Consider the following 23533-nt stretch of genomic DNA (forward strand, 5'->3'; position numbering starts at 1 on the left):
CTTGTAATTATTAAGTAGATTATCCTTTAGATTTTGCGATTACTTCTTCAGATACATTAGAAGGAGTTTCCGCATAATGTGAAAATTCCATAGTAGATGTTGCTCTACCAGAAGACATAGTTCTTAAAGCAGTAACGTAACCAAACATTTCAGATAAAGGCACTAAAGCTTTTACAACTTTAGATCCAGCACGATCACTCATGTCGTTTACTTGCCCTCTTCTTCTATTTAAATCACCTACAATATCTCCCATGTTCTCCTCTGGAGTTAACACTTCTAATTTCATCAATGGCTCCATGATTTTAGCTTTAGCCGATTTTGCTGCTGCTTTATAACCCATTTTTGCTGCTAACTCAAAAGATAATGCATCAGAATCCACAGGGTGGAAAGATCCATCTTTTAAAGTAACTTTCATTGAATCCATTTCGTAACCCGCTAAAGGTCCGTTTCTCATCGCCTCTTTAAATCCTTTTTCTACAGAAGGTACAAATTCTCTAGGAACATTACCACCTTTAATTACAGATTCAAATTGTAATCCTTGAACACCTTCATCTGCAGGCTCTATTGTAAATACAATATCTGCAAATTTACCACGTCCACCAGATTGTTTCTTATAAACTTCTCTATGATCTGCTGCTGCAGTAATAGCTTCTTTATATTCTACTTGAGGTTGACCTTGATTCACTTCAACTTTGAACTCACGTTTTAAACGGTCTACAATTACATCTAAATGTAATTCTCCCATTCCAGAAATAATAGTTTGACCAGAAGCTTCATCAGAACGAACTGTAAAAGTTGGATCTTCTTCGGCTAATTTACTTAAACCAATTCCTAATTTATCAACATCTGCTTTTGTTTTAGGTTCTACAGCGATACCAATTACTGGATCTGGAAAATCCATAGATTCTAAAACAATAGGAAATTTTTCTGCAGATAAAGTATCTCCTGTTTTGATAGATTTAAATCCAACAGCAGCACCAATATCTCCAGCTTCGATATAATCAATTGCATTTTGCTTGTTAGCATGCATTTGATAAATACGTGAAATACGTTCTTTTTTACCTGAACGGTTATTTAAAACATAAGAACCAGCATCTAAACGACCAGAATATGCTCTAAAAAATGCTAAACGACCAACAAAAGGGTCAGTAGCAATTTTAAATGCTAAAGCTGCAAAAGGCTCATCTACACTTGGCTTACGTAATTCTTGTTCTTCTGTATCTGGGTTTATACCAACAATACCTTCCTTATCCATAGGAGAAGGCAAGTAACGACAAACAGCATCTAAAAGAAACTGTACACCTTTGTTTTTAAATGCAGATCCACAAATCATAGGAATGATAGCCATATCCATTACAGCAGCTCTTAATGCATTATGCACTTCGTCTTCTGTAATTGAATCTTCATCTTCCATAAATTTCTCTAAAAGATTCTCATCATAACTTGCTACTTCTTCAATTAAAAGTGCACGATATTTACGAGCTTCTTCTTTCATATCTTCAGGAATCTCAATAACATCAAAAGTTGCTCCTTGAGTTTCATCATGCCAAACAATAGCACGATTTTTAACTAAATCTATAATACCCTTGAATTCATCCTCGTCACCAATATTTAAAACGATTGGCACCGCATTTGATTTCAACATATCTTTTACTTGTTGACAAACTGCTAAAAAGTCTGATCCTTGACGGTCCATTTTGTTAACGAATCCAATTCTAGGCACTTTATAGTTGTCTGCAAGTCTCCAGTTAGTTTCAGACTGAGGCTCAACACCATCAACTGCTGAAAATAAGAAAACTAAACCATCTAACACACGTAAAGATCTATTTACTTCTACCGTAAAATCTACGTGACCAGGAGTATCAATAATATTAAAGTGATATCCTTTAGTATCTGGAGTTGGTTTTGCGTTTTCCAAAGGAAATTGCCACTCACAAGTAGTTGCTGCAGAAGTAATTGTAATACCTCTTTCTTGTTCTTGCTCCATCCAGTCCATAGTAGCTGCACCATCATGTACTTCTCCTATCTTATGAGAAACACCTGTATAATACAATACACGTTCTGTTGTTGTTGTTTTACCAGCATCAATATGTGCGGCAATACCAATATTTCTTGTATATCTTAAATCTCTAGCCATCTCTATTAAAATCTGAAGTGAGAGAAAGCTTTATTAGCCTCTGCCATTTTATGAGTATCTGTACGTTTTTTTACCGCTGCACCTTCTTCTTTAGCTGCTGCTAAAATTTCTGCTGCTAAACGTTGCGCCATGGTTTTTTCATTTCTCTTACGAGTATATAAAATCATCCATTTAATAGCCATAGACACTTTACGATCCGGTCTAATTTGCATTGGGATTTGGAATGTTGCTCCACCAACACGACGAGATCTTACTTCTACGTGAGGCATCACATTTGACAAACCATCTTTCCAAATTTCTAAAGCCGATTTCTCTTCGTCTTCTCCTTTTCTTTCTTCTACTAGCTCTAAAGCGTCATAAAACACTTTAAACGCTACAGACTTCTTACCGCTCCACATTAAGTTATTCACAAAACGTGTTACTAACTGATCGTTAAATTTTGGATCCGGTAATAAGACTCTTTTTTTTGCTGCTCTTTTTCTCATGTCTTTACATTAAAAAAGTTAATTAATTTGTTATTAGTCGTTAGAAATAAACCTCCTTGTTTTTAAATCCATATTCAAGAAAAAACTCAAACACAGAAAAAGCAACATCAAAAACTTATAACTTTTTACTGATAACTCTTACTTCTTTGGGCGTTTTGCACCATACTTAGACCTACGTTGGGTTCTACCCTCAACACCTGCTGTATCTAATGCTCCACGTACCACGTGATATTTAACACCTGGTAAATCTTTTACCCTTCCACCTCTAACTAATACTATCGAGTGCTCTTGTAAGTTATGTCCTTCACCTGGAATGTATGCGTTTATCTCATTACCATTTGTCAATCTAACTCTGGCAACTTTACGCATTGCTGAATTAGGTTTCTTTGGTGTTGTAGTATAAACACGTGTACAAACTCCACGTCTTTGAGGACAAGACGACAAAGCAGCCGATTTACTCTTCTTAGTTATTTTGGTTCTTCCTTTACGAACTAATTGTTGAATAGTTGGCATACTAAATTATTACTGTTTTTCGTTTATAATTAAACCTTATCTCTTTTTTAAGAGTCCGCAAATGTACGATTAAATTCTAATACTGCAAATATCAGTAAGTTATTTTTTTATATTATTATTTCTTATACCCGTTTTTATGATTTTCCATTACATTTGAACCAACTATTTTATCTATTTTGAATAAAAAAAACACTCTTTATATATTAACACTATTTGCCTTATTTTCTTTGCATGGAATATTTGCACAAGATTTTACTTTAAAAATTACCTCTATAAATACTATTGAAAAAACTCTTTTAGAAAAGATTGATTATAAAAAAGAACACAAAACAACAAAAGCCTTAGATTTAGAAATCAATAGAATATCTGAATATTTAAAAACAACTGGGTACTTTATAAATACAGTTGACAGCATAAATAGTATTGAAAAAAAATATACTGCTTATTTTAATTTGAATAAGGAAACAAACAACGTTATAATTAAATTAGACTCAAATTCTAAAATTTATTTTAAAAAAAATCTGATAAAAGATAAAACAATTAAAATACCTATTGAAAAATTATCGAAAACCTTATCAGAAATTTCTAAAAAATTAGACAATGAGGGAAAATCATTTTCTAAAATTCAACTCCAGAATATCAAAATTAAAGAAGATAATTTATTTGCTGAATTAAAAATTAATCAATCGAAAAAAAGAGTTATCAATAAAGTAAAAATAAAAGGGTATGAAAACTTCCCGAAATCGTATTTAAAAAATTATTTTAACATTAAACCAAACACCCTTTTTAACCAACAAAAAATTAAAGAAATATCAACTGCAAGTCAAGGGATCTCATTTGTAACGGAAATAAAACCTCCAGAAGTTTTATTCACAAAAGATTCTACACTATTATACATGTATTTAAAAAAACGTCAAAATAATAGTTTTGACGGAATCGTTAGTTTTACGTCTAAAGAAAACGGAAATGTATTATTTAATGGTAATTTGGACATCAAACTAAACAATATTCTTAATAGTGGTGAAAATTTTGAGTTATTTTGGAATAGCATAGGTGAAGAAAGACAAGAATTAGAATTATCTACCGAGATACCTTATATTTTTAATTCCAAATTTAGTCCGGAGGTATCTTTTTTAATTTACAAACAAGATTCTAGTTTTATAAATTCAAAATTCGACTCTAGACTTTCTTATAATATCAACTCAAAAACAAAAATTGCTTTAACATATAATTCTGAAACCTCAGAAAACCTAATCAAAAACTTAAACAACAATATTGAAAACTTTGATAATTATTTTTTGGGAATGGAATTGAAACACAGAATTCCTAAAAACGACGTTTTTTTTACTAATAAATTTTTTCTAGAAATCAATCCTAGTTTTGGACGAAGAAAGGTGAGCGGAAATTCTAGCAATCAATTTAAATTTGAATCTACAATTTCATATCTGTGGGATTTAAATTTACGGAATAGCATTTACATCAGAAATAAAATTGGATACTTAAATTCAGATACCTATTTTAATAATGAACTTTTAAGAATTGGAGGAGCAAATAGTATTAGAGGATTTAATGAACAAAGCATATTCACCAAAAATTTTAATTATTTTAATATAGAATATAGATACCTTACTTCAGAAAAATCTTATCTATATACCATAACCGATATTGGACGAATTGACTTAAATTCACAAAAAGAGACTCTTTTGGGTTTCGGTTTAGGATATTTATTTAACACAAATAATTCTCAAATTAACTTAAGTCTTTCTGCGGGAAAAATAAACAAACAAAACATTGATTTTAAAAGAATTAAGTTAATTATCAATTGGAAAAACTATTTTTAGGAATCCTCAACACATTAACCACACTTAACACTTTATTAACCTTATTTAACAAAAAAAATTGTTTATTTAATAATAAAGCATGATATTTGAACCAATTAATTCAAATTTATTCAACAATGAAAACAAAGTTTAAAGGATTTTTAACGCTACTATTAGCGTTTCTGATGCAAATATCTTTTGCACAAGAAAAAAAAGTTTCTGGGACTGTGTCAGATTCATCTGGTACACTACCTGGAGTAAGTGTTGCTATTAAAGGCACAAATAGTGGAACTCAAACTGATTTTGATGGAAAGTATTCTATTAACGCAAAACAAGGAGATGTCTTAAGTTTTAGTTATGTAGGATACAAAACTTATGAAAAAACAGTAGGTAATTCTAACACCATTAATATTGCAATGGTAGAAGATAACAATGTTTTAGATGAAGTAGTTGTTACAGCTTTGGGTATTTCTAGAGATAAAAAATCTTTAGGATACGCTACTCAAAAAGTTAGTGGAGAAGAATTAACCACAAACAAAAGTGGTAACTTTGTAAACGCACTTTCAGGAAAAGCAGCCGGTGTACAAATTAAAAAGAACAACAATTTAGGTGGTTCAACAAACGTTGTAATTAGAGGTAACGCTTCTTTAAAAGGAAGTAACCAAGCATTATTTGTAATTGATGGTGTACCAATTAATAACACAAACACAAATTCTGCCGGTCAAGCACAAGCAAATGGAGGTTATTATGATTATGGTAACGCAGCATCAGATATTAACCCAGATGATATAGAATCTGTAAACGTACTTAAGGGTGCTGCAGCTTCTGCATTGTATGGATCTAGAGCAGCAAATGGGGTAATCATGATTACCACTAAAAAAGGAAAAAATGCAAAAGGAATTGGTGTAACCATTAGTACCGGTATGACTGTTGGTAAAATAGACAAAAGTACTTTTGCAAAATACCAAACACAATATGGTGCTGGTTACGGACATTATTATGATGGACCAGAAAATTACTGGACATTAGAAGATATCACAGGGAACGGCTCTGATGATTTACTTGTACCTTACACAGAAGATGGATCTTATGGAGCTCCATTTGACGGACGTTTAGTTTATCAATGGGATTCTTTTGACCCAGATTCTCCAAACTACAAAAAAGCAACACCTTGGGTAAATGCGGCAAACGGTCCTATTACCTTTTTTGAAACACCAATTACATTAACAAATTCTATTTCTTTGGATAAAAGCATGGAAAATGGTTCTTTCAGAATAAACTACACACAATTTGACCAAACTGGATTAATGCCAAATAGTGAAATTAAAAAACACAATTTCTCTTTCAGCGGTAATACTAAATTAGGCGATAAACTTACAGTATCTAGTTTAGCTAATTATATTAAAACGGCAGGAAAAGGACGTAACTCTACAGGGTATGGAGATAATGTTGTTGCTAACTTTAAACAATGGTGGCAAACCAATGTTGATCTTCAACAACAAAAAGACATTTATTTTGCAACAAAAAGAAACGTAACATGGAACCCTGCTACTTCAGATGCTGGTTCTGCTCCGATTTTCTGGGACAATCCATATTGGACACGCTACGAAAACTACCAAAATGACTCTAGAAGTCGTTTTATTGGTAATGTTTCTTTAACTTATGATGTAAAAGATTGGTTAAGCATTACTGGTAGAATTGCTACAGATACTTATTCTGAATTGCAAGAAGAAAGAAGAGCAAACGGAAGTGTTGCTAGTAATTTTGGAGTAAGTAGAGGAAATGTAGATTCTGGTTACGGAAGAAAAAACATTCAAAACACAGAAACAAACTATGACTTAATGGCTAATTTTAATACAGACTTAAGTGATAAAGTAAATTTAAAAGGAATTTTAGGAACTAACATTAGAAGAAATAATTTAAATATTATTCACATATCTACTGCTGGTGGTTTAAGTGTACCTAAACTATACTCTATTCAGAATAGTGTAAATGCACTACCTTTACCAGATGAAAGAGCAGAAAAAATTGGAGTAGATGGTGTTTATATTAGTGCTTCTTTAGGGTATGACAATATGTTATTTTTAGACGCTACCTACAGAAGAGATCATTCTTCTACGCTACCTGCAGATCATAGTACTTTTGGTTACCCATCTGTATCTGGAAGTTTCTTGTTTTCTAAATTAATAGAAAAAGACTGGATTTCTTTTGGTAAAGTAAGAGCTAATTATGCAGAAGTTGGTAACAGTGCTCCTTTTGATTTCTTATATGATAGTTTTGTAGTAAACACTCCTATTGGTAGTGCAAGTACATCTGTTGGTAATGTTAAGAAAAACCCAAACTTAAAACCAGAAACTACTAAAAGTATGGAACTTGGTTTAGAGATGAAATTCTTAGGAAATAGACTTGGTTTTGATGTTGCTTATTATAAAAACAATTCAGTAGATCAAATTTTTGGAGTTCCTGTTTCTAGAGCAACAGGTTTTACGTCTAAGGTTTTAAATGCGGGAGAAATAGAAAACAAAGGTGTTGAACTTTCTGCTTATGGTAGTCCTATAAAAACAGAAACTTTTACTTGGAACATGAACGTAAACTGGTCTAGAAATAGAAACACTGTTGTATCTTTAGTTGATGGTATAGAAAACTTACAATTAGGTTCTTTTCAAGGAGGTGTTACTTTAAATGCTAGAGTTGGAGAACCTTATGGGGTTATACAAGGAACAGATTACACATACATAAATGGAGAAAAAGTAGTAGACGCTGCAAGCGGACAATATATTGCAACAGGTACATCTGACCAAGTAATTGGAGACATTAACCCTGAATGGAATATGGGAATCTCTAACAGTTTTCGTTATAAAAATATTTCATTAAACTTTTTATTAGACATACAACAAGGAGGAAGTGTATTCTCTTTAGATCAATACTATGGTTTAGCCACTGGTTTATATGCAGAAACTGCATTTATAAATGACCTTGGCAACCCAGTAAGAAATACCATTGCCAATGGTGGTGGTTATATTAACCCAGGAGTTAATGCAGATGGTTCTACCAATACTACCAGAATTAGAACAGATAGATATGGTGCTTTTGGTTACGCTAGAGGTTTACCTAACGCAGCTTTTGTTTATGATGCAAGTTATGTTAAATTACGTGAATTATCTATTACCTATAACTTCTCTAAAAACGTTCTTGATAGAACATTTTTAAATGATGCCTCTATTAGTTTTACAGGATCAAACTTATGGATTATTCATAAAAACACACCTCATGAAGACCCAGAAGGAGGTTTAGGATCTGGTAACTTACAAGGGTACTCAGTTGGTTCTTTACCAACAACAAGAGATTTCGGTTTAAATGTTAAACTTCAATTCTAAAAAATGAAAAACATGAAAAAAATATTAATATTAATCGCGGCTGTAGTAATTACATCGTGCTCTAACAACTTAGAGGATCTTAATCAGAACATTAAAGATCCTGCTGCTGTACCTGGAGAAAGTTTATTTACAGGTGCTCAAAAGAATCTAGTAGACCAAATAGTAGACGTTAACGTAAATAATAATAACACCCAACTATGGGCACAATTTTTACAAGAAACTACCTATACCGATGAAAGTAATTACGACCAAATAGGACGTAATATACCAGGAACACACTGGAGTATTTTATACAAAGATGTATTAAAAGATTTAGATGAAGCTGGTAAAGTAATTGCAGCTACAACTTACCCTTTAGCATCTGATGTTGTACTAGTACCAAACAAATTACAAGTAATAGAAATATTAAAAGTGTATACGTACAGTATTCTAGTTGAAACTTTTGGTGATATTCCTTACACAGAATCTTTAGACATAGACAATCTATTACCAAAATACGATGATGGACTTACTGTGTACAAAGACTTAATAACCAGATTAACAGCAGCTATCAATGCATTAGACACTACAAAAGGTAGTTTTGGCACTGCAGATAATATTTATGGTGGTGACGTTGCAAGTTGGAAAAAATTTGCTGCTTCTTTAAAATTAAGAATGGGTATATTATTATCTGATGTAGACAACGCTTTTGCAAAAAGTACTGTAGAATCTGCAGTTACATCTGGAGTTTTCACCAGTAATGCAGATAATGCGAACTTTAAATATCTTTCTGCAGACCCTAACACGCATCCTATACATTCCAATTTAATATTAAGTGGAAGACATGATTATGTTGCTGCAGAAACTATTGTTGAACTTATGCAACCAAGATCTTATGAATACTTAACAGATTCTAATGAAGACGGAACTATTGACAACAAAGACAACAAAACTGTTGTACCTGGTTCGGTAACAAGAACAGACCCTAGAATGAAATATTATTTTCTAAACAATGTTGATGCTGACACCACTACACCTGAAACTGTATACTTAGGAGGTGTAATTGGAAGCTCATCTGGATTCTCTACTCACACTCAAGTTTCTGCAAAAGTAGAAGCTGCAGAAGCTCCTGGTGTAATTTTAGACTATGCTGAAGTAGAATTTTTATTAGCTGAAGCCCGTGCTAGAACATTTAATGTTGGTGGTACCGTAAAAAGTCATTATGATGCTGGTATTACAGCTTCTTTTGTAAATTGGGGAGGAACTGTTGCAGAAGCAACTTCCTACCTTGCGGATCCTGCCGTAGACTACGATACCTTAATTGCAACTAAAACTTGGAAAGAAGTAATAGGAAATCAAAAATGGATAGCACTTTATAACAGAGGTTTTGAAGCTTGGACTTCTATCAGACTTTTAGATTTCCCAATTATGAATACCGCTGTAGATGCCGTATCTGGTTACCCAAATAAATATACATATCCAGTGATTGAACAAACCTTAAACGGATCAAATTACACTTCTGCAGTTTCAGCAATTGGAACAGACACAGCAGAACAAAAATTGTTCTGGGATAAAAACTAAACAATTATCTAATAATCAATATTCTTTTAAAAGAGACGTAATTTAAATTACGTCTCTTTTTTTTGCTCAAAAAATAGTGGAAGAAAAAGTTCTAAATTTCAAACACTAAACAATACATTATAAATATAGGCCTTATAAAAAGTAAATTACTAGACAAAGAGAAACACTCATTAGTAATATTCAAACTAAAAAAAAGTATTTAATAGGTTCTACAAAAAATAAATGTTCTAAAAACTCAAATAAGATAAAGCACAATACAAAATACGATTTTTAATTACAAATATTAAAAGTACATTCTTATAATATATGAAGAATTGAAGTTTTTACAAATAAGACTAATTTTGTAATAATAACATATTCAACCAATTATTGAATATATCATAAATATAGTTTTAGGATAGACTTAAAAAACAATTACATGATCTTATTCACAACAAAGAGGCCAAAAAATAACAAATAAATAATACAACTGGTATAAAACAATTAAAATCTTTATAAAAACTAAAAGTCAAAGAATTATCTAGTTTCTATTTTTTTAACATAAAAAGAACACTAAAACCAATAACTAAGGCAACTATATTAATTAAATGCAAATTAAAAAAAAGTATAGAATTTAAAGTATAAAATATTAAACAAGAATTAAGATCAACGCTTTATTTACATAACCTTTTTTGGTTAAAAAGTTGTTTCTTTAAGATTAATTTAAGACTTTAGCACTTAATTAATTCAAATAACAATAAAAATGAAGACAAAGTTTAACAAATTTTTAACGCTCCTCATAGCGTTAATCGTGCAAATAACTTTTGCACAAGAAAAAACCGTATCAGGTACGATTACTGATGCATCAGGACCTTTACCAGGAGTAAGTGTATTAAAAAAAGGGACAAATAAAGGTGTTGAATCTGATTTTGATGGAAAATACTCTATTAAAGCTAAAAAAGGAGATGTTTTAGTTTTTACATATTTAGGATATAAAAAAACAGAAAGAACAGTAAACACTTCAAATGTTATTAATTTAATTTTAACAGAAGATGAAAGCGTTTTAGAAGAGGTTATTATAGTTGGTTATGGTACCAGTACTAAAGAAGCTTTAACAGGATCTGTGTCTACAATTTCACCAACACAATTGGAAGAAAAACCTGTTGCTTCTATAACTCAAGCTTTACAAGGACAAACAGCAGGATTACAAATTGTAAGTACAGGAGGAAGAACTGGAGACGCCACACAAATAAGTATTCGTGGTAACGGCTCTTTAAGTGCCTCGAACAGTGCATTATACATAATTGATGGGGTTCCTCAAGAAAATATGAACGGAATATCTTCTCAAGATGTTAAATCTATAAGTGTTTTGAAAGATGCAGCATCAACTGCTATATATGGATCTAGAGCCTCCAATGGAGTAATTTTAATAGAAACAAAAAAGGGATCGTATAACCAAAAAACTTCAATTAGTTTTAATTCTTCTTATGGTTTTCAAAATGTAACAAGTAAACCAAACATGTTAAATGCTGCTCAATACAAACAAGTATCAGATGCAGCAAGAATTAACTATGAAAATGATATTACTAAAGGTGTTTTGGATGCTCCAAAAGACCCAACTATCTTAACGCCTTTACCAACGAGTAGTTATGATACTGATTGGTTATCTCTAGTTTTAAATAAAGACGCAGTAATTCAAAATAATCAATTTAGCATTTCAGGAGGTGGAGAGAACACTAAATCATATTTTTCAGCTTCATTATTTGACCAAGAAGGTACTATTAAAGAAGATACCTATAAAATAGCAAGATTAAAACTGAACATCGAACAAAAAATTAACGATAAAATAAAATATGGTATTAATTCATATTTTTCTTATTCACAATCTAATCCTATAGTAGATGACAATAATACATATCAACCATACTCTAAAGCATTAGAAGCAAGACCAGATCTTAGCCCTTATGATAGTGAAGGTAATGTTGCTGAAATAACTAGTAACAATCCTTTATATGCTTTTGAAAGAAAAGTAACTGATATATGGCAAAATGTAGGAGCTCGAATCTATTTAGAGGCGGAACTTTTAGAAGGCTTAACTTGGAGACCTTCTGTAAGTGGTAATATTTATAGTAATAGATATAACAGATTTGATGCTCCAGACACAAGAAGAGGTTTAAATGGAGACGGGATACCTACCGGGTACGGATATTACTCAACACAAAACAATAGAGACTATATAATTGAAAATACTTTAACTTATAACCATAACTTTTTTAATGATAAATTAAAAACAACATTATTGGGTGGACACTCATTTCAAAAATGGAGTTACGAAGATTCTTATCTTTCAGGAGAAAATTTCCCTTCAAACGACTTAAAGTGGTTAGTTTCCGCAGGTGAAATAAATCAAGGTCGTAGTTATATTAAAGAAATGTCACTAGAATCTTACTTTGCTAGATTAGACTTAAATTGGGAATCTAAATATTATCTTATGATATCTTCTAGGTACGATGGATCATCAAAATTTACAGAAGATAATCGATGGGGAAATTTCTCTGCTGTTTCTACAGGTTGGGTAATTTCAAATGAAGAGTTTTTTAACATCCCTGCAGTAGACTTCTTAAAAGCCAGAGCTTCTTTCGGATATACAGGTAACCAAAGTGGTATTGCTTATACCTCTGGACAAAACTTAATTTCTGCTGGAGAAAATTACGATAATGATCCTGGATTAGCTTCAACAACTATATTTAACAAAAACCTGAAATGGGAAAAAGGAGAAGCTTTAAATATTGGTTTAGATTTCGGATTATTTAATATAATTGATGTAAATCTTGATTACTATCAAAAAGAAACACAAGACTTATTAAGTAGAATAAATGTTCCACAAGAAAGCGGTTTTCGAACAATGTTAGCTAACGTTGGTAACATCTCTAATAAAGGGTATGAAGTAAATTTAAGCACTCAGATTTTTGATAATACTGATTTTAAGTGGAATTTTAGTACAAATTTTTCTTATAATAAAAACGAAGTATTAAAAGTTGGTTCTGAAACAGGTCAATACACTACAGGTTTTGTTTCAATTGTTAAGGAAGGAGAAAGTTTAGGTTCATTTTATGTGTATGAAGCTAATGGAGTAGCAAGTGAAGATTTCACTTATAAAGATCAAGATGGTAATGATGGACAAACTGTTGCTGCCGGTGACATGCTTTATATTGATCAAAATAAAGATGGTCTTATAAATGATGATGATAAAAAAGCTTTTAGTGGAGGTAATGCACCTTATTATGGTGGTTTTAATACTAAACTAGAATATAAAGGTTTAGATTTGAATATATCTGGTCAATACTCTATTGGAAAAAGGGTATATGCCTTTTATAAAAGAGACCTTTTAAATGGAGGATCAATTGGAGCACCTTCTTACTCTCAAAACATGTCAACAGAAATGTTAAATTATTGGACAGAAAACAATAAAAACACATCAATCCCAAGACCACACTTAGCTTCAACAATATCTTCTTGGAACACAGAACATTCTACACGTTTTTTAGAAAATGCAGATTACTTAAGAATATCTGACATAACTTTAGGATACAATTTTGATATTTTAGAAGACATGAACTTAAAGTTTATTAAAAGCTTAAGAATTTATGCTCAATTAAGAAATCCTTTTACATTTACTAAATATTCTGGAGACCCAGAAACAAGCTATGTAGATCAAACTGAACGAAATAGCCAAGATCAAACAGATGGAGCTAAAATAGGAGCAGGTGTAGATTTAGGAGGAATTCCTAATACAAAATCATTTTTAGTAGGTATTAATATTAAATTTTAAAAAGATGAAAATAAACAATATTTTAAAAACAGTATGTCTAAGCATTTTTGTCGTACTACTAACAACCTCTTGTTCTAGCGAATTAGAAATACCATCAGAAGCATCTCTTTCAGCGAATGGTAACTTAGCAGAAAAGGATGTTGATAAGCTATTAACTGGATTGTATAAAAAATTACGACACCCGAATCAATATGGTTATTTTTCAATAATGAACACCGAAATTATGGGTGACAACTATAAACCAGTTAAATTTCAATGGTTTCAGGTTCAAAACTTTTATGAAAATACAGTACCAGCAAGTGATATCCTATTAAGTTACTTTTACGCAGATTATTATGCCAGTATTGATAGAGCAAATACTATTATTAAGGTACCAACAGCTAATCCAAGTCAAATAGCTGCTGCAAAATACGGAAGAGCACTAAGTTATTTAAGGCTATATGATATGTTTGAAAGATTACCTTTAATAGATGAAAATTATGATGGAGAACCTTTAGCACCATCATCAAAAGAAGAAGTAGTAGACTACATTATAGCTGACTTAAAAGATGTTAAAGAAAACGCAATTTCTTTTTCTACGTTAAACTTATTAGACAGCCAAAAAACGCCAACCAAAGAAGCTGCTTCTGCTTTATTAGCAAGAATGTATAGAATTAAAGGGGATTTAAGTTTAGCCGGAGCTGAAGCTGAACTAGTAATAAAATCTAATAAATTCTCATTATCTCCAAATCCTTTGGAAAGAGATTCAGAAGTAATCTTTATGTTTAAAGGAAATAAAGCAGAAGGAGTTGGATCATGGGGTTGGATAATGAGTCCAGAAGCAAAATCATGGAATTGTTTTGCAGCTGCTGATGATCTTTTAGATTTAGTAAAAGGAAACGACACTCGTAAAATCTTGTTTGATTTTGACAATAAAATAGCAAATGATGGTTATGTTTACTCAAAAAAATATAAAACAGAAGACAACTCTGATTTGTTAGTATCGAGAATTGCTGAAATGTATATAATTTCTGCAGAAGCTGGTAACTCAAGTAGACTTACAGAATTGCAAACAGCAAGAAAATCTTCTTTAACTTTAAAGGAGGAGAGACGTTTAGAATTATCTTTTGAATGGGTTAGATGGAGTGATTTAAAATTAGAAGGAAAGTCTAGTTATGTACTACCTTATCCTACAAGAGCAGTAGACTCAAACCCTCTACTAAAATAATATATTTTCAATAATATTAAAACCACCTCAATTGAGGTGGTTTTTTTTTGTCTGATATTTTCAATAATTAACATACCTTTGCACTATGACAACAGAAACAACACCAACTACCAATATTTTTGGTATTAGAGCAATTATAGAAGCCATAGAAAGTGGTTCATCTATAAATAAAATATACTTACAAAAAGGATTAAGAGGAGAATTGTTTTACGAACTTAATAAGTTAATTAAAACAAATAACCTAACTACAAGTATGGTGCCTGTTGAAAAATTAGACAGATTATCTAAAAACAACAATCATCAAGGTGCTGTTGCTCAAATTTCTCCCGTAGCATTTTACGATCTAGAAGAACTCATTGAAAAAACAGTAGAAAGTGGTAAAACTCCGTTGTTTTTACTATTAGATCAAGTATCTGATGTTCGTAATTTTGGAGCAATTATTAGAACCGCAGAATGTACAGGTGTAAATGGAATTATCATTCAAAAAAATGGTAGTGCCCCGGTAAATGCCGAAACAATAAAAACATCAGCTGGTGCAGCTTTTAAAATTCCTATTTGTAAAGTAGATCACATAAAAGATGCTTTATTCTTATTACAAGCATCAGACATTAAAACTGTGGCTGCAACAGAAAAAACAGAAGACTCTGTTTATGATATCAATTTTAATCAACCCATTGCCATTATTATGGGGTCTGAACATAGAGGTGTAAATCCGTCTATATTAAAAATGGTAGATTACAAAGCCAAATTACCTTTATTGGGTGACATTGCTTCTTTAAATGTTTCTGTAGCCTGTGGTGTGTTACTTTATGAAGTAGTAAGACAAAGAATACCTCTTAACAGATAAATTAGTAGAACTTACTTATATTAATCTTGCTCCTCCTCTATTTTTGGTGGAGCAAAATTACCATGTTCATCAAATAAAGTATCGAATTCTGTTTCTATAAATTGATGTTCTTCTTTTACAATTCCTTTATTTCTATAAGCAATTGCAAAAATAAGACCAATTACAAAGCCAGATAAATGCCCTTCCCAAGAGATACTTTCTTTTATAGGAAACACATACCAAATCATACTTCCATAAAGAAAAATAATCATTAAAGATAAAGCCACTAATCTATAGTGTCTTTTTATGATTCCACTAAAAAACACAAAACTAAAAAGCAAGTAAACAATTCCACTAGCTCCTATATGATAAGATTCTCTTGCAAAACACCAAGTTAAAAATCCGGTAAAAAAGCCTCCAAATAGCAATACTTTATACGCTACATCATTATAAAAATAAAAAACACTGCTTAAAAGCACAAATAAGGGCACAGAATTATTAAAAAGATGACTTGTATTACTATGTATAAAATGGGTTAAAAAAACACCTCTAAAACCCACTAAATTTCTAGGTAAAACTCCATATTTATTAAAATTGAAATCAAACTTAATTTCAATCCAATAAATAAACCAAATTGCAAAAACATAAGCAACCGGAATTAAGAAAATTGATTTCGATATTTTTAATTGAGTATCTTCTTTCATCAGTCATAAAAATAACAAAAATCTAACCAATATCGATTTTTACATTTTCTGTCAGAAATCTTTATTATTTTTACAGAATGAATGAACCTTTGGCAGAAAGAATTAGACCTAAAACGCTTGAAGATTATATTAGTCAGCAACATTTGGTAGGTAAAACGGGTGTATTAACTAATTTAATAAAAAAAGGCATCATACCTTCATTAATTTTGTGGGGACCTCCTGGTATCGGAAAAACAACCCTTGCCAACATTATTGCTACCGAATCTAAACGCCCTTTTTATACATTAAGCGCCATTAGTTCTGGTGTAAAAGATGTTAGAGATGTTATAGAAAAAGCTAAAAAAAGTGGCGGTTTATTTACCGTTAAAAACCCCATTTTATTTATTGATGAAATTCATCGATTTAGTAAATCTCAACAAGATTCTCTTTTAGGAGCTGTAGAAAAAGGATGGGTAACTTTAATTGGCGCAACTACAGAAAACCCAAGTTTTGAAGTGATACCTGCCCTACTCTCTCGTTGTCAAGTCTATATATTAAACTCTTTTGACAAAACCGATTTAGTTGCACTTTTACATAGAGCAATGAAAGAAGATGCTCTTTTATCAACCAAAAAAATTACACTAAAAGAAACCGATGCTTTGCTACAAGTTTCTGGTGGTGATGCTAGAAAATTGTTAAATATTTTTGAACTACTGGTTTCTGCTGATGATGAAATTGAAATTACGAACGATTTAGTTTTATCAAAAATTCAAAAAAATACGGTTAGATATGATAAAACAGGAGAACAACATTATGATATAATTTCTGCGTTTATAAAATCGATAAGAGGAAGTGATCCAAACGGAGCTGTATACTGGTTAGCAAGAATGATTGAAGGTGGTGAAGATGTAAAATTTATAGCTAGAAGATTACTAATTTCGGCTTCTGAAGATATTGGAAATGCAAATCCTACTGCGTTAATTTTAGCAAATAACACGTTTCAAGCAGTTTCTGTTGTTGGTTACCCAGAATCTAGAATCATATTAAGTCAATGTGCCATTTATTTAGCAAATTCCGCTAAAAGTAATGCCTCTTACATGGCTATTAATGAAGCACAAAGTTTAGTACAAAAAACAGGAGATTTATCGGTTCCTTTTCATTTAAGAAATGCGCCAACGAAATTGATGAAAGACCTAGATTATGGTAAGGACTATAAATATTCTCATAATTATCCTAATAATTTTATAGAGCAAGAATTTTTACCTGATGAAATTTCTGGAACAAAATTATATGACCCAGGTAATAATGCTAGAGAAAATCAGTTTAGAGAACTCTTAAAAAATAGATGGAAAAATAACTATGATTATTAAGATCTTTAAACAATATTAAACTATTTAACACAAAGAAGCCCTAAATATAATTTAGGGCTTCTTAATAATATTACTTAAAAGCTTTTAAAATTTAATTGCATATTGTTTTACAACCAAAACGTCATTTTCATAATATTCTGCAATCCAGCTATCACCATTTTTATAAAGAATTCCATTTTTATCTTTTAAAATAAAAACATCTTTAACTTTTGTTTTTAAAAGCTGGTAAACCACCGCTGGAGTAGTATTTACTAACTGAAAACCATTATTTATTTCTTGGCTATATAATGTTTCTAGATGATTACTAACTACAACTTTTTCTTGAGAAATAGTTTCTTTAATAGGTGCAGAGATTACTTCTTTAACCACCTCTGGTGCTGTAACTTTTTTTACTTCTGCAACTTTTTTTAACGGCACATATTTGTAAGTTAAATCTTCCATGGTTTCAAAAGCATTTCTAATTGCCTCATGATACGATTTTTTATACTCTTTTTCTTTACTCTTACCTGTTTCTGAAACATACACTACAGTTCCATAACAATCTTTTAATTCTATTTTACTTTTTACTGTAAACATGCTAGAGTCATCAATAACAGTTGCAGTTAATCCATTGCATCTGTTTTGCACTAGATCTTCTGGTAATTTCTCATTACTAAGATATACTACAAACCCTTTTTTTTCTAGAAGAAATTTAGTTAGAGAACTTGTTTGGTACTGATCTACAGTCTTTAAAAAATCGAAACGATCTGGTACAATTACATATTTATAATTATTGATATTAACCTGCTGACCGAAAGCGGACAAGGCTATAAAAAACAAAAAACTGAATGCTATTTTTTTAATCATTTTAATTGAATATTAAATTAATTTCTAATTATAAAGAAATATTATTTGTAAACGCAATATCGTTAAATTGAGTAATATTATCAATTATTATACAACAATTAACTTTTTTATAATTGAATCCACAAATTATTTAAATTTAAAGGTATTCTTTTATTTCTATAAGAGAAGTAACAGATGTAACAGAATTATTACTTGATGTATTATTTTCAAAATTACAATAGATTGCTCGCATCCCCACATTTATAGCCCCTTCTATATCTGCTTCCAAATTATCACCAATCATAATAGAGTTACCTTTATCTGCCTTTGCAAGGTCTAAAGCATAATTAAAAACTTTTGGATTTGGTTTTTTAACTCCTACAGATTCTGATGTTATTATTTTATCAAAATAGTGATGAATATTAGAGCTCAACATTTTTTGAGTTTGTACCTCTTCAAAACCGTTTGTAATAATATGTAATTGATATTTACTTTTTAAATATTCTAAAATTTCGAAAGTACCATCAAAAAGATAATTAAAGTCAGGTAAAAACTCTAAATAATTAACAGCAATTTCATTTATTAAATCATCTGAAACTCTATAATTTAAGGATTCAAAGCTGTCTTTTAATCTACCATATCTTAGTTGCTCTTTAGTTACCTTTTCTTCTCTATATAATTTCCAATAATTAAAATTTAAAGGCTTATAAACAGTTAAAAAGTCTTCTAAACTTAAAGAGATACTGTGTTTGATAAAAACTTTCTGAAACGCTAAGTCAGAGTTTTTCTCGAAATCCCATAAAGTGTGATCTAAATCAAAAAAGACGTGTTGTATATTTTTCATTTACATTATATTTGAAAAAACTTTTTAATTGACACCAAAAATAAACAAAAAACCTTTATCTATTTTTGTGAAAAACATTTTTGTAATGTTTAAAGGAACCTTAATTGCACAAATTATTGCAGCAATCAGTTCTATTTTTATTGCTAAAATATATGGTAGTGAAGCCTATGGTGTTTTAAGTGTTTTTATAAGTCTTTCTTCGATAGCCTCTATTTTCAATTCTTTACAGTTAGATAATTATATTGTTATTTGTAGAGACCGATTAACTCGTAATCATTGGTTTAATTTTCTTTTCTTACTGATACCTATAATAGCCATAATTGGAACAGTAATTCTACTACCTTTTTATGTGTTTTTTTTTGATAAAAAAATAGAAAATAGTATTTTAATACTAGCTATTTTAAGTTCTATTTTTCTTAGCTATAATAAAACGCATGAATTTTTCTTAACCAGTTATAAAAAATTCTCACCAATTTCTTTTTCTAAAATACTTTTAGTTTTAATAAATGTTTTTTTTCAATTTACTTTTTATCTGAAATTTAAAATTTATGGATTAGTTTACAGCTCGTTTATTTCTGTATTTATTGTTACTCTATATTATAGTTTTAAGAACAGAGTTTATTTTAAAAAAATCAATTTTAATATTGTTAAAGAGAATATTACAAAAAACAAATCTATTTTAACCTATTTGCTGCCCTCCCGATTTATAAATAATCTAGCATCACAATCAATTCCTTTATTTATTTATGCTTTTTTTAGTTTACAAGATGCTGGTGTTTATTTTTTTAGTCAAAAAATATTAACAATGCCACTTTTTATTATATCATCTTCAATATCTACGGTATATTTTGAAAAAGCAACAAGTCTAATGCAAACTTCTAAAAAGGAGCTTTTTATAGCTACAAAAAAAATTATAACTTTTAATGTGTTAATAATGTTTGTTTTTTTAGTACTAATAAACACGGTTGGAATCTATATATTAGAAATCCTTTTAACCGAAAGTTGGATAAATTTAAGATTATATTTTTTAATATTATCTTTTTTAGTTTTATGCAGATCTTCTTTTAGTCCTATTAGTAATATTATGGTTGTTTTAGATAAAAACAATATAAGTTTACTTTTTAATATATACCTTTTAATAGTAAATATCATAGCTTTTTATATTGGTTTTGTTAAAAATGATTTAACATATACTATTTATATACTTTCCTTTTTAGGTGGAATAGGTTATTTAACTCTTGCTTTTTACTTTTTAAAAACCATAAAAAAACAATCAATTATATGAAAAAAATATCATTCTTTGAAAAGTTAGATTTTTTAATCTTTGGACATTTAATAAACTTTTTATATCCAGGATACTATAGACCTAAATATGGTTATCAAAAATATTACCTTCTTTTTTTTCATTTTTGGATTCCACAAAAATTATTTAGATTAAACCCAAAAGCAAATTGGCCTGTTCATTTTACATCAAAAATTTTAGCCGCAGAAAATATTAAAAAAGGCATTTTATGTGATCCTGGAGACAACCCAAATGTATACATACAAGCTAACAATGGAATAATTATTGGTAATAATGTAGGTTTTGGAACTGGTTCTAAAGTTATTTCTGCTAATCATTCACATACAAACCACTCTAAACACACTAAAACACCACCAATAGTTATTGGAAACAATGTTTTTATTGGTGCAAACAGTGTTATACTATCTAATGTAAATATTGGAAATAATGTAATCATTGGAGCAGGTTCTATTGTTTCTAAAAATATTCCATCAAATTCAATAGCCGTAGGAAACCCATGTAAAGTTATAAAAGAAAACCTACCTTATAACGAATCGTTAATAAAAATAAATTACAATAAAAAGATACCAAATAAGCTAAAAAAAACACTTTTAGAGAAAACACTATAATTCTCTTTTTCTGACCCAAAACTTTCATAAAATTTAGCTACACCACTAATCATAGACCCTTCAAAATCTAAAAAATAATCTTTGTTTTTATATTTTTTTATTATTTCTGAAATAAGCAAAGTAGCCGCTCCATTTTTTTTCCCTAAATGATTGCTAACAGGTACTAAATAAGTAATTCTTTTACCATCATCTAGTAGTAAAACACATGCAATTAATTTTTGTTCACTTCTAATACCAAAACATCTTACTCCATTTGTTTTTAACGTTAAAATATTTTGAAGAACTTCTTTCATTGAAATATGATTACTGTAATTTTTATCATTTAATAAATAAAAATCATAAAAATCTTTTGCTGCTAAATTTTCTTCGAAAATTAAGTTTAATAATCTAGCTTTCTTTAAATCTCTTTTTCTATTTTTATTAAACTTCTTATAATTGCCTTCGTATAATTTTTCAATTTTTAAAAGGTAATTGTTATTTAATTTCACTTTATCATTCAATACATTACATGAATTAAAGTTTATAGAAACTTTCACAAACTTCTTAGGAATGTTTTTCAACATTTTTTCTTGTAGCTCTCTAGAAATATTTCCTTTAGAAAAGATACCCAATTGTTGACAAAAAAAAGGTTGTGCTACGTATTTAAGAAAATATTTTTTCTTCCAAGGAATTGGCATTACAGCATCATAATCATCTACAACTAAAACATCCCAATTTTCGGAAACAATATCTAAATACCATGAAAAAGCATACACTCTAGATTGTAAAGAATTCTCAATACAGTTGTCATACTTAAGAACATCTAAATTCTTTCTTTTAATATACCGGATCATTATGAAACGGCTATTTTAATCATAGATTCATACAATCTTTTCCAACCTTTCCATCGTAAATAATCACTTAAACTCTCATTATGAAATAAAGTGATAAAAGTTCCGTTAACGGCTTTTACTTCATTTTTAATGTCTCTAATTCTACCCAAAGATTGTTTGGGTGTTAGTTTCATATAATCATTTAAAGTAGTATCCATTAAAGCAAAAGGAAAAACCTTTAAAGGTGTCTGAATTTCAAAATCTAAATCATAGAAATAGAATGGTGTACAAGTACTTGCTCTAAAACCTACATTGCTTGCATAGCCCATAGAATAGTCTTCTTCTACTTCTAAGTCTATTAAATTCTGATAGGTTTCGGGTAAACTTATACGCAAATAATGCTGTCTAGATCTTTGAATTGGAGAATTGATTATTTCTTCTAATCTAAGCTTCTCTTTTTTTAATAATGAAGCATTATTCAACGTAAAATAAGACGGATGCAAACCTACTTTAGCATAATCTACCATTTCTTTTATGAGCAATCTATATTTCCTTTTTGAAGCAGAAACGTTGGTATCAAAAGTTGTATAATCTCCAATTAAAAAGAAAAAAATAGTTTTAATATTTTGTTCCTTTCTAATTTTTAAAATTCGCTGAAAAGTATCAAAAGGATCTCTTTTAATATTAAAGGTAACCGCAAAACGATTCCAAACATTAAATAGTTTAAATTGTACTAAATCATTAAAAAAACCTCCTACACTTCTTACTAAACTTTTATACTTATATGCATAAGCATTGTCTATATCTACTGTAGAGATAAACTCATATTTTCTTTCTTTATAAGCATAGTCTGGAAATTTTTCTTTTAAGGCAGCTGACAGTTTATACGCCCAAATATCTACTACTGGCTTTTCTAAAAATCGATATTTATACGCCAAACTTTGATCTGCTGTATAACGCCCATGAACATCTTTAACGTGTGGCAAATATTCTTCGTATCTAGATACTAAATAAAAACTAGCTGCAAAAACATCAAACGGAATAGAAGATTTTGGCCCAGTTTTAAAGAAACAAGGAACTTCATCCCATTTTTGAATAGAAATTTCCATATCATTTACTCCTTGTTCAAATAACAAGCTGTTGCTTTTAACAAAAAACTCATTTCCTAAAGGTGTTTTTGTATAGCTCATTTTTGGACCATTAAAAGCTACAAATTCTTCTATTTTAGAAGTAAAATCTACGGGAATTAATAAAGTTCTTGTAAGAATATGCTTAAAAATATAACGAACTCTTGGTGTTATTTTATGTGTATAAATTAATATCATTTTTTGTTTAGTTAGCAGTACTAAGTT

Annotated in this window: 17 protein-coding genes; 9 read left to right on the forward strand and 8 right to left on the reverse strand. The window is 29.9% G+C overall.

Annotated features, from left to right (window positions below; all coding sequences use genetic code 11):
- Positions 1–19: 19 nt before the first annotated feature.
- The 3 genes from fusA to rpsL form a co-directional block, all read right to left on the reverse strand.
- Positions 20–2137, reverse strand: a complete 2118-nt coding sequence (fusA, locus tag WHD07_RS06345) for an elongation factor G (RefSeq protein WP_343330475.1) — start codon at positions 2135–2137, stop codon at positions 20–22.
- Positions 2138–2142: 5 nt separating this feature from the next.
- Entirely contained in the window at positions 2143–2622 is a 480-nt protein-coding gene (rpsG, locus tag WHD07_RS06350) for a 30S ribosomal protein S7 (protein ID WP_087522435.1), read from the reverse strand.
- A gap of 138 nt (positions 2623–2760) precedes the next feature.
- Complete coding sequence (gene rpsL / locus WHD07_RS06355; protein ID WP_018943587.1) at positions 2761–3135, reverse strand: 30S ribosomal protein S12; 375 nt, start codon at positions 3133–3135, stop codon at positions 2761–2763.
- A gap of 176 nt (positions 3136–3311) precedes the next feature.
- Here rpsL and WHD07_RS06360 point away from each other — a divergent pair, with 176 nt between their 5' ends.
- The 6 genes from WHD07_RS06360 (at position 3312) to rlmB (ending at position 15757) form a co-directional block, all read left to right on the forward strand.
- A complete protein-coding gene (locus WHD07_RS06360; RefSeq protein WP_343330476.1) occupies positions 3312–4976 on the forward strand; it encodes a ShlB/FhaC/HecB family hemolysin secretion/activation protein in 1665 nt (554 codons plus the stop codon).
- Between the two features lie 116 nt (positions 4977–5092).
- The gene (locus WHD07_RS06365) at positions 5093–8332 is read left to right on the forward strand and encodes a SusC/RagA family TonB-linked outer membrane protein (protein ID WP_343330477.1); all 3240 of its coding nucleotides are present in this window, start codon (positions 5093–5095) and stop codon (positions 8330–8332) included.
- A 12-nt stretch (positions 8333–8344) separates the two neighbouring features.
- The gene (locus WHD07_RS06370) at positions 8345–9892 is read left to right on the forward strand and encodes a SusD/RagB family nutrient-binding outer membrane lipoprotein (RefSeq protein WP_343330478.1); all 1548 of its coding nucleotides are present in this window, start codon (positions 8345–8347) and stop codon (positions 9890–9892) included.
- Between the two features lie 742 nt (positions 9893–10634).
- Positions 10635–13703, forward strand: coding sequence for a TonB-dependent receptor (locus WHD07_RS06375; RefSeq protein WP_343330479.1), 3069 nt, complete (start codon positions 10635–10637; stop codon positions 13701–13703).
- 4 nt (positions 13704–13707) lie between these two features.
- The gene (locus tag WHD07_RS06380) at positions 13708–14910 is read left to right on the forward strand and encodes a RagB/SusD family nutrient uptake outer membrane protein (RefSeq protein WP_343330480.1); all 1203 of its coding nucleotides are present in this window, start codon (positions 13708–13710) and stop codon (positions 14908–14910) included.
- A gap of 85 nt (positions 14911–14995) precedes the next feature.
- Complete coding sequence (rlmB, locus tag WHD07_RS06385; protein ID WP_343330481.1) at positions 14996–15757, forward strand: 23S rRNA (guanosine(2251)-2'-O)-methyltransferase RlmB; 762 nt, start codon at positions 14996–14998, stop codon at positions 15755–15757.
- 20 nt (positions 15758–15777) lie between these two features.
- Here rlmB and WHD07_RS06390 read toward each other — a convergent pair whose 3' ends face one another.
- Positions 15778–16440: a rhomboid family intramembrane serine protease gene (locus WHD07_RS06390; RefSeq protein ID WP_105050439.1), complete on the reverse strand. Its 663-nt coding sequence runs from the start codon at positions 16438–16440 to the stop codon at positions 15778–15780.
- Between the two features lie 77 nt (positions 16441–16517).
- On the opposite strand from WHD07_RS06390, the gene WHD07_RS06395 reads away from it, so the two are divergent.
- Positions 16518–17789 carry a replication-associated recombination protein A gene (locus WHD07_RS06395; protein WP_343330482.1) on the forward strand — a complete coding sequence of 424 codons (1272 nt, stop codon included), beginning with the start codon at positions 16518–16520 and terminating at the stop codon, positions 17787–17789.
- 84 nt (positions 17790–17873) lie between these two features.
- On the opposite strand, the gene WHD07_RS06400 is transcribed toward WHD07_RS06395, so the two are convergent.
- Together WHD07_RS06400 and WHD07_RS06405 are read right to left on the reverse strand one after the other, a co-directional pair.
- Positions 17874–18635 carry a hypothetical protein gene (locus WHD07_RS06400; protein ID WP_343330483.1) on the reverse strand — a complete coding sequence of 254 codons (762 nt, stop codon included), beginning with the start codon at positions 18633–18635 and terminating at the stop codon, positions 17874–17876.
- Between the two features lie 136 nt (positions 18636–18771).
- Positions 18772–19458 (reverse strand): YjjG family noncanonical pyrimidine nucleotidase, encoded by a 687-nt coding sequence (locus WHD07_RS06405; protein ID WP_343330484.1) that lies wholly within the window; start codon positions 19456–19458, stop codon positions 18772–18774.
- Between the two features lie 28 nt (positions 19459–19486).
- Between WHD07_RS06405 and WHD07_RS06410 the strand changes: the two genes are divergently transcribed.
- On the forward strand, positions 19487–20743 hold the full coding sequence (locus WHD07_RS06410) for a lipopolysaccharide biosynthesis protein (protein WP_343330485.1): 1257 nt from the start codon (positions 19487–19489) through the stop codon (positions 20741–20743).
- On the forward strand, positions 20740–21369 hold the full coding sequence (locus WHD07_RS06415) for an acyltransferase (protein ID WP_105050434.1): 630 nt from the start codon (positions 20740–20742) through the stop codon (positions 21367–21369). Before WHD07_RS06410 ends, WHD07_RS06415 begins: the two co-directional genes overlap by 4 nt.
- Here the strand turns inward: WHD07_RS06415 and WHD07_RS06420 are convergent.
- Positions 21312–22202, reverse strand: coding sequence for a hypothetical protein (locus WHD07_RS06420; protein ID WP_343330486.1), 891 nt, complete (start codon positions 22200–22202; stop codon positions 21312–21314). The genes WHD07_RS06415 and WHD07_RS06420 overlap by 58 nt on opposite strands.
- A complete protein-coding gene (locus tag WHD07_RS06425) occupies positions 22202–23506 on the reverse strand; it encodes a polysaccharide deacetylase family protein (protein ID WP_343330487.1) in 1305 nt (434 codons plus the stop codon). Before WHD07_RS06425 ends, WHD07_RS06420 begins: the two co-directional genes overlap by 1 nt.
- Positions 23507–23533 lie beyond the last annotated feature (27 nt).

This window comes from Polaribacter staleyi (genome assembly GCF_038024045.1).
Lineage (GTDB): Bacteria > Bacteroidota > Bacteroidia > Flavobacteriales > Flavobacteriaceae > Polaribacter > Polaribacter butkevichii.